Below are 11,921 nucleotides of genomic sequence, written 5' to 3' on the forward strand. Positions count from 1 at the left end.
ATTTCATTTCATAAAAACCTGAACCAAATGATTATTGATTCTCACGTTCATTTTTGGAAGTTTAATCCAATTCGTGATGCTTGGATTACGGAAAACATGAACGCTATCCGAAGAGATTTTCTTCCTGAAGATTTTTCACTATATCTTAATGAAAATCAAATTGATGGCTGCATTGCCGTTCAGGCTGATCAAAGTGATGAAGAAACTTCTTTTTTGTTGAATTTAGCTAAAGAAAATTCTTTCATCAAAGGCATTGTCGGTTGGATTGATTTGACTTCTGAAAAATTGGAAGAAAAACTTGAAAACTATCAGTCAGCTAAAATAATCAAGGGATTCCGACATATCGTTGAAAGTGAAAAAATTGGTTTTTTATTACAAAAAAATATACTTGAGGGAATATCTAAACTTCATCATTATGGCTATACTTTCGATATTTTATTGAGACAACATCAACTTTCGGATGCGGTTAAATTTTCTGAGAAATTACCAAATAAACCTTTTATTTTAGACCATTGCGGAAAACCAAATTTGACTACAAATGATTTAAAAGATTGGAAAGCAAATATTTCAGAACTGGCGAAAAATCCTAATGTTTACTGCAAAGTTTCAGGACTTTTAACGCAAGGAAATTTGAATACGATCAATGAAAAATCAATTTTTGAAATTCTGGATTTTGTTTTTTCTCAATTTGGAATTGATCGAACAGTGTTCGGAAGCGATTGGCCCGTGATGCTGTTAGGAGGAAATTATCCGCTGTGGCTGGAATTGATTTCAAAATATGTCAATCAGTTTTCCAAAGAGGAACAGGAACTTTTTTACTCTGGAAATGCAGTGAAGTTTTACAACTTATAATTATTTTTTTAGCATTAAGAATTAAACTTATAATTAAAAGAACATATATTCAAAATATGAACTTAAATTTAGATAACAAAATCATCATCGTAAGCGGCGGTGCAAAAGGTATCGGAAACGCTATCGTGAAAACTTTAGCCGAAGAAAAAGCGTTTCCCATAATTATCGGGAGAAACGAAAATGACAACAAAAAAGCCGTTCAGGAAATTATAGATCACAGAGGAAAAGCAGATTTTGTGACCGCCGAACTTTCTCAACCCGAAGAATGTAAAAAAGCCATTGATGAAGTCATAAAAAAATACGAGATAATTGATGGAATCGTCAACAATGCCGGTGTAAACGATGGTGTTAGTTTGGAAAACGGCTCTTATGAAAAATTTTTAGAATCGTATCACAAAAATGTGGTGCATTATTATCTTTTGGTACATCATGCGCTTCCCTATCTCAAAGAAAGTAAAGGTTCGATTTTAAATATCGGAAGCAAAACTGCAGAAACCGGACAAGGCGGAACGTCAGGTTATGCCGCTTCAAACGGTGCCAGAAATGCCTTAACAAGAGAATGGGCCGTCGAACTTTTACCTTACGGCATCCGCGTGAATGCGATTATCGTTGCAGAAGCATGGACTCCCCTCTATCAATCATGGATTTCTACTTTTGAAAATCCTGAGGAAAAACTGAAAAGTATTACTTCAAAAATTCCTTTTGAAAACAGAATGACAACTTCGGAAGAAATTGCGAATATGGCTACATTTCTTTTATCTGAAAAATCTTCACATACCACAGGACAGCTGATTCATGTGGATGGTGGGTATGTGCATTTGGATAGGAGTTTGGGATTATGAAAAGTATAATTTTATTAAATTCAAATAAATTTATAAATTTGTTTAAAACAAAAAAAGATGGAATCTGCCACATTAAAAAGCATCAATAAAATTCTTAAAGAAGCTCCAGAAAATATTTTGGAGAGAATTTTAGGTTATATTGAAGGAATTTTAGAAGAAGAAAACACTGATTTTGAGCTTTCCGATGAGCAAAAAAAAAGTCTTCAAGAAATAAAAAAAAGATCTTACGAACAACATACAGAAATTGACACTTTTCTTAATGAAATGAGTTCAAAATATGAAATTTAAGATCATCATCTCTGAAGAAGCAAAAGCAGATGTTGAGCATTCTTATCTTTACTATAAAACTAAAGTCACTCAAAAAGTTGCTGATCAATTTTTCAAAGATTTTAAATCTAATTTAGGAACGATTTCCAAAAATCCCTATTTTAAAATTTGGTTTGAGGGTTTTCATGGAAAGTTAATGAAGAAATATCCCTTTCTGATATTTTATACAATCGATAAAATTGCTAAAATCATTGTTATTACAAGGGTTTTTCACACCTCACAGAATCCAGAAAAATATTCATAAAAAAGCGGAAGAAAAAATCTCCCGCTTTTATTACTTTATCTCAATTCGAAAACTACATCGTTTCCATCTTAAAGCTCATGCTTTCAATCACTTTCAAGATTGCTTCTACCGTATCCATTGATGTTAAACAAGGAACACCGTTTTCTACACTCATTCTTCTGATCTGGAAACCGTCTCTTTCGGCTTGTTTTCCTTTCGTAGTCGTGTTCACAACGTACTGAACTTTTCCTTTTTGAATCAAATCAATCAGGTTGACGCTTTCCTCTCCGATTTTGTAACCTATTTTGCAAGGAATACCTTGTTCAGCGAAGAATTTTGCAGTTCCTTCCGTTGCCCAGATTCTGAAACCAACTTCATGGAATCTCGCCGCCAAATCAGCAGCTTCCTGCTTATGTTTATCAGCAACCGTGAACAAAATTGAACCGTGCATCGGAACCTTCATTCCAGCTGCAACCAAACCTTTGTATAAAGCTTTTTCAAGGGTAGTATCTTTCCCCATTACTTCACCTGTAGACTTCATTTCAGGGCCTAAAGTGATGTCAACTTTCGTTAATTTTGAGAATGAAAATACGGGAACTTTTACGAAAACTCCTTCTTTTACTGGAACCAGTCCGTTTTTGTAGCCTAAATCTTCAAGCTTTTGACCTAAAATAGCTTTTGTAGCTAAATTTGCCATCGGAACATCAGTGATTTTAGACAAGAAAGGAACCGTTCTCGATGAACGCGGATTTACTTCAATTACATATACATTTCCTTCGAAAAGAACGTACTGAATATTCATTAAACCTATCACATTCAATCCTTTAGCTAATCTCTGTGTGTAATCAACCAAGGTTTCGATTTCTGCCTGAGAAACATTCTGTGTAGGATACACCGCAATCGAGTCTCCCGAGTGAACTCCAGCTCTTTCGATATGTTCCATAATTCCCGGAATAATCACTGTTTCGCCATCGCAAATTGCATCAACTTCAACTTCTTTTCCAGTGATATAACGGTCAACCAAAACAGGCTGATCCGGACTTGCTTCTACCGCAAACTCCATGTAATGAGCTAATTCTGCTTCAGTGTAAACAATTTCCATCGCTCTACCTCCTAAAACGTAACTTGGACGAACCAATACCGGATATCCGATTTCGTTGGCAATTTTTATTGCTTCTTCTTTTGAAGTGGAAGTTTTTCCTAAAGGCTGAGGAATTCCCATCTCCTGAAGGGCTTTTTCGAATTTATCTCTGTTTTCGGCTCTGTCTAGATCTTCTAATGTCGTTCCTAAAATCTGAACACCGTGAGCTGCCAATTTATCAGCCAAATTAATCGCAGTTTGTCCGCCAAACTGTACCACAACACCTTTTGGTTTTTCCAGTTCGATGATGTCCATTACATCTTCTTCCGTCAGAGGCTCGAAGTATAATTTATCTGAAATGGAGAAATCTGTTGAAACTGTTTCAGGATTATTATTGATTATAATCGCTTCATACCCCATTTCTTTGATTGCCCAAACTGAGTGAACCGTTGCGTAATCAAACTCAACGCCCTGCCCGATTCTGATTGGACCAGAACCTAAAACGATAATTTTTTCTTTATCTGAAGCGAAAGATTCGTTTTCCTCTTCGTAAGTTCCGTAGAAATATGGTGTCTCAGATTCAAATTCTGCGGCGCAAGTGTCTACCATTTTGTAAACCGGCATTATTCCGTTTTCTTTTCTGAAGTTGAAAATCTCACGTTCTTTTACATCCCAAAGAACCGCGATATTTATATCTGCGAAGCCTAATTTTTTAGCCTGAATTAAAGTTTCAATGTCGAATTTATTATCAGCGATAACTTTTTCGAAATCAATTAATTTCTTGATTTTCCAGATGAAGAATTTATCGATTTTACTCCATTCTACGATTTGTTCCCAGTCGTATCCTCTTCTTAAAGCATCTCCGATGATGAATAATCTTTCGTCATCACAAACTCTGATTCTTCTTTCGATCTCTTCTGCTGTAAGCGCTGCAGCCTGTTTAGTTTTTAAACCGATATGTTTGATTCCAGTTTCAAGAGAACGGATGGCTTTTTGTAAAGACTCTTCGAAATTTCTTCCAATGGCCATTACTTCACCCGTTGCTTTCATTTGGGTTGATAATCTTCTGTCTGCCGTTTCAAATTTATCGAAAGGGAATCTTGGGAATTTAGTCACCACATAATCCAAAGCTGGTTCGAAACAAGCGTAAGATGTTCCCGTAACCGGATTCATGATTTCATCTAAAGTCAAACCAACCGCAATTTTTGCAGCGATTTTCGCAATTGGATACCCCGTTGCTTTTGAAGCTAAAGCTGATGAACGGGAAACCCTAGGATTCACCTCGATGATATAATATTCGAATGAATGTGGGTCTAAAGCCAACTGTACGTTACATCCTCCTTCAATTCCTAAAGCTCTGATAATCTTTAATGAAGCATTTCTCAACAGCTGATATTCTCTGTCAGAAAGTGTCTGAGATGGCGCCACAACGATTGAATCTCCTGTATGAACCCCAACCGGGTCAATATTTTCCATGTTACAAACTACAATTGCGTTGTCGTTTGCATCACGCATTACTTCGTACTCAATTTCTTTGAAACCTGCGATTGATCTTTCAATCAGACATTGTGTAACAGGACTGTGTTTTAATCCTAATTCAGCAATTTCCTTCAATTCAGCCTCTGTAGAAGCAATTCCACCACCTGTTCCACCCATTGTGAAAGCAGGGCGAACGATTACGGGATACCCGATTTCGTTAGCGAAATTTAATGCTCCTTCAACCGTATTTACAATGTCAGATTCAGGAACCGGTTCGTTCAATTCTCTCATTAATTCACGGAACAAATCTCTATCCTCCGCTCTGTTGATCGCTGAAAGTTTCGTTCCCAACACTTCAACTTTACATTCTTCAAGAATTCCTGAATTTTCCAATTCTACCGCCATATTCAGTCCGGTTTGTCCACCAAGAGTCGGTAAAAGTGCATCTGGACGCTCTTTTCTGATGATATGACTTACGAATTGAAGTGAAATCGGCTCGATGTAGACTTTGTCTGCGATTTCAACATCCGTCATAATCGTTGCAGGATTTGAATTAATCAAAATTACTTTGTAGCCTTCTTCTCTCAAAGACAGACAAGCCTGCGTTCCTGCGTAATCAAATTCTGCCGCCTGACCGATGATTATAGGTCCTGAACCGATTACTAAAATTGTTTTTATATCTGTACGTTTTGCCATTTTTTTATTTAGATATGAGATGCTAGATGTCAGATTTCAGACTTTTAGCACTAATTCTTAAGTTAGATTTAATTTTTACACATTATCATTCTAGATTTACTGAGATTCTTCCTTAATCAGAATGACAAACTGAATGTTTTATTTATTCTTGAAATCTTCCATTAACTGAATGAAATCATCAAACAAATAATTCGCATCTTCAGGACCTGGACTCGCTTCCGGGTGATACTGAACTGAGAAACAAGGGTGAATCTTGTGTTTCAAGCCTTCGTTTGTTCTGTCGTTCAATGCGATGTGCGTTTCAATTAAATCTGTATCTTTTAAACTTTCCTGATCAACTGCGTAACCGTGATTCTGAGAAGTAATTGCCACTTTATTTTTTTCTAAATCTAAAACCGGGTGATTTCCTCCTCTGTGTCCGAATTTTAGCTTGAAAGTTTTTGCTCCACAAGCCAAACCGATTAATTGGTGCCCTAAACAGATTCCGAAAATTGGAACTTTTCCTAATAATCCACGGATCATTTCTAAAGCCTGCTGATTGTCTTCTGGATCTCCGGGACCATTTGACAACATAATTCCATCCGGATCCATCAACAAAATTTCTTCCGCAGTTGTGTCATGAGAAACAACCGTGATGTCGCAGTTTCTTTGAGATAACTCTCTGATAATTCCTAATTTAGAACCAAAATCTACCAATACAACTTTCAAACCTCTTCCTGGGTTTGCATACGAAGTCTTTGTAGAAACCTGCTCCACCTGATTGGTTGGGAAAGTTGTACCTTTTAATTCTGCAACAACTTCATTTTCATCAGCTTCAGCATTTACAATTTTTCCTTTCACCACTCCTGAATTACGAAGAATTCTTGTCAGTCTTCTTGTATCAATTCCAGAAATTCCTGAAAGTTTTTTCTTTTTAAATAATTCATCTAAAGTAATCTGAGTACGGAAATTGGAAGGCAAATCACAGAGTTCTTTTACAATAAGTCCTTTGATAGCCGGCTCAATACTCTCATAATCATCTCTATTAATCCCATAGTTTCCGATCAGCGGATAAGTCATACAAACAATCTGACCGCAATATGACGGGTCAGAAATCAGTTCCTGGTACCCTGTCATTCCGGTATTGAAAACCACCTCTCCTGCAGTTTCCAATTCTGTTCCGAAACCTTCTCCATGAAACACTTCACCGGATTCTAGTATTAACTTTTTCTTCATTTTTTAAATTAGATATTAGATTTTAGAAATTAGAAGTTAGACTTCTTCATTCTGTTATTTTTATTTCTTTCTATTTTACTTTTTAACCACCCCGTCAAAAATTCTTTGAATTTTCGCCACCCCTCCAGAGGAGGGGAATTTGCGGTTGGTTTTCATTTAACTCTTAAACCCGTATCTCGTTTATTTAAAAGTATACCCTTCTTTTTCCAGGGCTTCTTTTAAAATTGCCATTCTTGCGAAAACACCGTTCTGCATTTGTTTGAAAACTCGTGAACGTTCGCATTCTACCAAGTCTGTGTCAATTTCAACTCCTCTGTTGATTGGAGCCGGATGCATAATGATGGCTTCTTTTTTCATAGCTTTTTCTCTTTCTTTCGTCAAACCATATTTTCTGTGGTAATCCGAAGCGGAGAAACTCATTTTTGCATCGTGTCTTTCGTGTTGAATTCTTAATAACATTAAAACATCTACATCTTTAATCAATTCATCTACTGAAAGATAAGTTCCGTTAATTAAAGCGCCTTCGTCAAACCACTGTTCTGGTCCTGAAAAATATACTTTTGCGCCTAATCTTCTTAATGCTTCTGCATTTGAATTGGCGACCCGGCTGTGTTTTACATCTCCAACGATTCCCACTTTCAAGCCTTCAAATTTTCCGAATTCCTGATAGATCGTTAATAAATCCAACATACATTGAGATGGATGATTTCCCGTTCCGTCGCCTCCGTTGATGACAGGAATGTTGATATTATTTAATTCATCAAAATATCTGTCTTTTTTATCTCTGATTACGACCAGATTTACTCCAAGACTTTCAATCGTTTTTACCGTGTCATATAAACTTTCTCCTTTGTTTACGGAACTGTTGGAAGCATCAAAAGGAACAACTTGCAAGCCTAATTTTCTTTCGGCAATATCAAAACTTGTTTTTGTTCTTGTACTGTCTTCGAAGAAAAGATTGGAACAAAAAACTTCTCCTTCTATTTTAGCAGTTTTTCCGTTTGCAAAAGCTAATGCTTCTGTTACTATACTGTTGATTCTCTCGGTGCTTAGTTCTGTAATCGTAAACATAATATTTTAATTTTTTTACAAAAAAAAAAGCGAAGAAACATCTTCGCTTAATATAAATAAATATCGTAAAGGGCGTCTACGCCCGGTAATTCTAATGATATAAATACTGTGTTATTCATTAGGTGCAAAGATATAACATTTCATTGAATTGACAAAACCAAAATTTGATTTGGCTAAAAAAAAATAATCATACCATATTTTAATTTTTAAATACTATTTTTGTTTCAAACTCAAGCTTATTTTTATATGGATTTAAAAGACAAAATGATTCTCAGTATCATTCAGGAAGACTCTACGCATTCTGTAAAAGAAATTTCAGAAAAGATTGGTCTTACCTTTACTCCAACGTATGAACGTATCAAACAATTGGAGAAACAGGGAATTATTGAAAAATATGTTGGTCTTCTAAATCGTGAAAAATTAGGTTTAAATATTGTTGTGTACTGCAATGTCCGTCTGAAAGAGCAATCCAAAAAAGTGCTGGAAACTTTCGAGAAAAATATTATGCAACATGATGAAGTTCAGGAAATTATCAGTCTTTCCGGAGAATATGATTATATGCTGAAAATTATCGCCAAAGATATTAATTCTTACAATGATTTTACTGTGAATGTGATTTCAAATATTCCTAATATCGGGCAGTACCACAGTTCTATCGTGCTTCACGAGGTAAAGAAATCTACAAAGTTTAAAATTGATTTAGATTAAGCTGAACCATTAAAAAATTAAGGGTTTAAACTCACAGCAATTACCCCATCAACTTATTTTTCAATTTATTAAACTGATATTCTATTTTATCCAGACAAAGATTTCCGATGCTTCCCTGATGTGTATGCTTTAGATTTCCAATCTTAAACTCAAACTCATGATTTTCAATCTCCTGCCCTACTTTTACATAGGCATCTCGGAATGAACTTCCGTTTTTCACCTCTTCATTTATTTTTTCAACACTGAAAAGATATTTGTATTTTTCATCTTCAAGAATCCCATCTTTTACCTGAATATTGGGTAATGTATAACTTAAAATCTCCAAACATTCTTTCAAAGAATCAATTGCGGGGAAAAGAACTTCTTTCGTCAACTGCATGTCTCGGTGATAGCCTGAAGGAAGATTGTTGGTCAACAAAATAAACTCATTCGGTAAGGATTGAATTCTGTTGCAACGTGCACGAACCAACTCAAAAATATCTGGATTTTTCTTGTGTGGCATAATGCTGCTTCCCGTGGTAAATTCTTTAGGAAAACTTATAAAATCAAAATTCTGACTTAAATACAGACAAACATCGTAAGAAAATTTGCTTAAAGTTCCCGCCAAAGTTGCCATTGCCATTGCTAACATTTTTTCAGACTTTCCACGCGTCATTTGAGCATAAACAGAATTATAATTCATCAACTGAAAGCCTAATTGAGACGTTGTACTTTCACGATCAACAGGAAAAGATGAACCATAACCTGCCGCTGAACCCAATGGATTTTTATTAATGATATTTTTCACAGAAAACAACATTTCAACATCATCCAATAACGCTTCTGCATAAGCTCCGAACCACAATCCAAATGATGAAGGCATCGCAATCTGCAAATGGGTATATCCCGGAAGCAGAACATTTTTGTACTTTTCCGCTAATTTAATCAGTATTTGAAAGAATTCATCTGTCAAAGAAGTAATTTCACGGATTTCATCTAATAAATAGAGTTTAATATCCAATAAAACCTGATCGTTTCTTGAACGAGCCGTATGAATTTTCTTTCCTGTATCTCCTAATTTTTCAATTAGAATAGATTCAATCTGCGAGTGAATATCTTCTGCACTTTTATCAATTTTAAAAGTTCCGTTTTCTATTTCGTCCAAAATTTCTTCCAAAACAAAAAGCATTTGCATTGATTCTTCATTGGAAATAATTCCGACTTCTGCTAACATTTTACAGTGCGCCATAGAACCTTTAACATCGTATTTTGCCAAACGTTCATCAAAATCAAGATCTTTTCCTACTGTAAATTTATTGACTAATATATTTGTGGCATTATCGTCTTTTTGCCATATTTTTTTCATAAAATTTCTTTTTTATTTTAAAATTTTCTTTTGCCTTGAAGCAAAAGAAACAAAAGTTCAAGAATGGAAACTCCGGCTAAAAATTGAAATTGAATCCTAAAATTCCCAAAACTTGCGTGAATTCAAAACTTATTCTTCGGTTCAAAATTAATGTAGCGCTTCAAACAATGTGAATTTTTTAACGGACTAAATTTCACTCTTCTTAACGCCTCTGCTTCCTAGTTTTATTTATAGGATTTTCTCAAGGATCTTAATATAAACATCAATCCCCTCTTCTATTTCCTTTATATATATGTATTCGTCTGCGGTGTGGGAGCGTGTACTGTCACCTGGACCGAGTTTCACCGATTTACATGGAATAATTGCCTGATCGGATGAAGTTGGCGAACCGTAAGTTGTCCTTCCAATTTCTAATCCTGCTTCTACAAACGGATGTTCCATTTCTATTTTTGAAGAATTTAGCCTGAAAGATCTTGCCGTCAAATTTGATTTCATCTGCGATTGGATGATTTCAAATGCTTCCTGATTGGAATATTCATCCGTAACTCTAACATCTAACGTAAAAGAACATGATTCCGGAACGACATTATGCTGAACTCCGGCATGAATTCCCGACAAGGTAATTTTAACTTCACCCAAATAATTTGAAACTTTGGGAAATTTAAAGCTCAAAATACTCTGCAAGTCTTCCATACATTTCACAATCGAGTTATCATTATTGGGATGTGCGGCATGAGAAGGAGTTCCTTTCATTTCCCCATCTATCACCAAAAGTCCTTTTTCGGCAATCGCCAGATTCATCTGCGTTGGTTCCCCTACAATGGCGAGCTCCACATTCGGAAGCTGAGGAAATAAAGCTTCGATCCCATCAAACCCTGAAATCTCCTCCTCCGCCGTCAAAGCAATCACTAAATTATATTTTAAATCTTCTTTATCAAAAAAATGCAAAAAAACCTGCGCCATCGAAACCAAAGAAGCACCCGCATCGTTACTTCCCAATCCGAATAATTTTCCGTCTTTTTCAATCGCTAAAAAGGGATCTAAAGTGTATGCTTTGTTCGGTTTTACGGTATCATGATGCGTATTCAGCAAAATTGACGGTTTGAAAACATCAAAATTTTTATTCACTGCCCAGATGTTATTTTTAAAACGTTTTGTAGGAATCTGGTGTTTTTTGAAAAAATTTTCAATTTCCACAGACGTATTAAATTCATCTTTGCTGAATGACGGAATTTCAATCAGTTTTTTTAATAATTCTACTGCATTATTCAGTAATTTTTCTTTACTATAAACAGATTTCAGTTCCTGCATGATGATTTTCTATATGGTTTTTTAGTTCGGTTTCTTTAATTAAAAATACTTTATTCACTTTATTTTTTACGGCTCCCAAAGCATTTTCCAGCTTGGGAAGAATTCCTTTATGAAGTTTTCCTTCTTCTTTTAAGATTGAAAATTCTTCTTCAGAAATATTTTTAATAACAGATTCAGGATTTTCGACATCTTCCAAAACTCCTGATTTATCAAAACAATACAACAATTCAACATCGTATTTTGAAGACAGCGCTTGAGCAATTACCGAAGCAATTGTATCCGCATTCGTATTGAAAAGATGTCCTTTTTTATCGTGAGTAATAGCCGAAAACACAGGAACCAATTCAAGTTTAAGCAACTTTGAAATCAGTTTTTTATGTACACTCTTCTCCGTAATATCTCCTACAAATCCAAAATCAATTTCAGCGTTTTCTCTTTTTTTAGCTTTAATTAAATTCGCATCAGCTCCGGAAAAACCCATGGCTTTGCATTTTTTATGCTGAAGTTTGGCTACAATATTTTTGTTGATTCCTCCTGCATACACCATCGCCACAATATCTAAAGTTTCTTTATCTGTAATTCTTCGTCCGTTGATCATTTTTTGTTCAACGCCTAATTTATCAGCCAATGTGGTGGCTAACTTTCCGCCTCCGTGAACTAAAATTTTCTTTTCTTTAATTTCAGAAAACTGCTCCAGAAATTCGTTTAACAATTCCTCATCATCAATTAAAGCACCGCCGATTTTTACAACAAAAAGCTTTTCCTGCATGA

Annotated in this window: 11 protein-coding genes; 5 read left to right on the top strand and 6 right to left on the bottom strand. The window is 35.3% G+C overall.

Annotated features, from left to right (window positions below):
* Window positions 1-27: 27 nt before the first annotated feature.
* From ASG22_RS02150 to ASG22_RS02165, 4 genes are read left to right on the top strand one after another with little or no spacing between them, the layout of a single operon-like run.
* A complete protein-coding gene (locus tag ASG22_RS02150) occupies window positions 28-852 on the top strand; it encodes an amidohydrolase family protein (RefSeq protein WP_055979802.1) in 825 nt (274 codons plus the stop codon).
* A 56-nt stretch (window positions 853-908) separates the two neighbouring features.
* Window positions 909-1,694, top strand: coding sequence for an SDR family oxidoreductase (locus ASG22_RS02155; protein ID WP_055979806.1), 786 nt, complete (start codon window positions 909-911; stop codon window positions 1,692-1,694).
* Window positions 1,695-1,751: 57 nt separating this feature from the next.
* Window positions 1,752-1,982 (top strand): hypothetical protein, encoded by a 231-nt coding sequence (locus tag ASG22_RS02160; RefSeq protein WP_055979810.1) that lies wholly within the window; start codon window positions 1,752-1,754, stop codon window positions 1,980-1,982.
* The gene (locus tag ASG22_RS02165; protein WP_055979812.1) at window positions 1,972-2,265 is read left to right on the top strand and encodes a type II toxin-antitoxin system RelE/ParE family toxin; all 294 of its coding nucleotides are present in this window, start codon (window positions 1,972-1,974) and stop codon (window positions 2,263-2,265) included. The genes ASG22_RS02160 and ASG22_RS02165 overlap by 11 nt, the downstream gene beginning before the upstream one ends.
* Before the next feature lie 52 nt (window positions 2,266-2,317).
* Here ASG22_RS02165 and carB read toward each other — a convergent pair whose 3' ends face one another.
* The 3 genes from carB to ASG22_RS02180 all read right to left on the bottom strand — a co-directional run bounded on the left by carB (window position 2,318) and on the right by ASG22_RS02180 (window position 7,786).
* Entirely contained in the window at window positions 2,318-5,500 is a 3,183-nt protein-coding gene (gene carB, locus ASG22_RS02170; RefSeq protein WP_055979815.1) for a carbamoyl-phosphate synthase large subunit, read from the bottom strand.
* A 138-nt stretch (window positions 5,501-5,638) separates the two neighbouring features.
* Window positions 5,639-6,715, bottom strand: a complete 1,077-nt coding sequence (locus ASG22_RS02175; RefSeq protein ID WP_055979818.1) for a carbamoyl phosphate synthase small subunit — start codon at window positions 6,713-6,715, stop codon at window positions 5,639-5,641.
* Between the two features lie 180 nt (window positions 6,716-6,895).
* Window positions 6,896-7,786, bottom strand: a complete 891-nt coding sequence (locus ASG22_RS02180) for an aspartate carbamoyltransferase catalytic subunit (protein ID WP_055979820.1) — start codon at window positions 7,784-7,786, stop codon at window positions 6,896-6,898.
* A gap of 246 nt (window positions 7,787-8,032) precedes the next feature.
* On the opposite strand from ASG22_RS02180, the gene ASG22_RS02185 reads away from it, so the two are divergent.
* Complete coding sequence (locus tag ASG22_RS02185; protein WP_055979823.1) at window positions 8,033-8,494, top strand: Lrp/AsnC family transcriptional regulator; 462 nt, start codon at window positions 8,033-8,035, stop codon at window positions 8,492-8,494.
* 40 nt (window positions 8,495-8,534) lie between these two features.
* Here ASG22_RS02185 and argH read toward each other — a convergent pair whose 3' ends face one another.
* The 3 genes from argH to argB all read right to left on the bottom strand — a co-directional run bounded on the left by argH (window position 8,535) and on the right by argB (window position 11,919).
* Window positions 8,535-9,839, bottom strand: coding sequence for an argininosuccinate lyase (gene argH, locus ASG22_RS02190; RefSeq protein ID WP_055979832.1), 1,305 nt, complete (start codon window positions 9,837-9,839; stop codon window positions 8,535-8,537).
* A 228-nt stretch (window positions 9,840-10,067) separates the two neighbouring features.
* Window positions 10,068-11,150: a M20 family metallo-hydrolase gene (locus tag ASG22_RS02195; protein ID WP_055979834.1), complete on the bottom strand. Its 1,083-nt coding sequence runs from the start codon at window positions 11,148-11,150 to the stop codon at window positions 10,068-10,070.
* Window positions 11,125-11,919, bottom strand: coding sequence for an acetylglutamate kinase (argB, locus tag ASG22_RS02200; protein WP_055979836.1), 795 nt, complete (start codon window positions 11,917-11,919; stop codon window positions 11,125-11,127). The genes ASG22_RS02195 and argB overlap by 26 nt, the downstream gene beginning before the upstream one ends.
* Window positions 11,920-11,921 lie beyond the last annotated feature (2 nt).

It is taken from the genome of Chryseobacterium sp. Leaf405, assembly GCF_001425355.1.
GTDB lineage: Bacteria > Bacteroidota > Bacteroidia > Flavobacteriales > Weeksellaceae > Chryseobacterium.

Excerpts from the sequence above, each read along its gene's own strand:
- argH (WP_055979832.1), bottom strand. The coding sequence starts at position 9,839 with ATGAAAAAAATATGGCAAAAAGACGATAATGCCACAAATATATTAGTC.
- ASG22_RS02185 (WP_055979823.1), top strand. The coding sequence starts at position 8,033 with ATGGATTTAAAAGACAAAATGATTCTCAGTATCATTCAGGAAGACTCT.
- ASG22_RS02175 (WP_055979818.1), bottom strand. The coding sequence starts at position 6,715 with ATGAAGAAAAAGTTAATACTAGAATCCGGTGAAGTGTTTCATGGAGAA.
- ASG22_RS02195 (WP_055979834.1), bottom strand. The coding sequence starts at position 11,150 with ATGCAGGAACTGAAATCTGTTTATAGTAAAGAAAAATTACTGAATAAT.
- ASG22_RS02165 (WP_055979812.1), top strand. The coding sequence starts at position 1,972 with ATGAAATTTAAGATCATCATCTCTGAAGAAGCAAAAGCAGATGTTGAG.
- ASG22_RS02150 (WP_055979802.1), top strand. The coding sequence starts at position 28 with ATGATTATTGATTCTCACGTTCATTTTTGGAAGTTTAATCCAATTCGT.
- ASG22_RS02180 (WP_055979820.1), bottom strand. The coding sequence starts at position 7,786 with ATGTTTACGATTACAGAACTAAGCACCGAGAGAATCAACAGTATAGTA.
- ASG22_RS02160 (WP_055979810.1), top strand. The coding sequence starts at position 1,752 with ATGGAATCTGCCACATTAAAAAGCATCAATAAAATTCTTAAAGAAGCT.
- argB (WP_055979836.1), bottom strand. The coding sequence starts at position 11,919 with ATGCAGGAAAAGCTTTTTGTTGTAAAAATCGGCGGTGCTTTAATTGAT.
- carB (WP_055979815.1), bottom strand. The coding sequence starts at position 5,500 with ATGGCAAAACGTACAGATATAAAAACAATTTTAGTAATCGGTTCAGGA.
- ASG22_RS02155 (WP_055979806.1), top strand. The coding sequence starts at position 909 with ATGAACTTAAATTTAGATAACAAAATCATCATCGTAAGCGGCGGTGCA.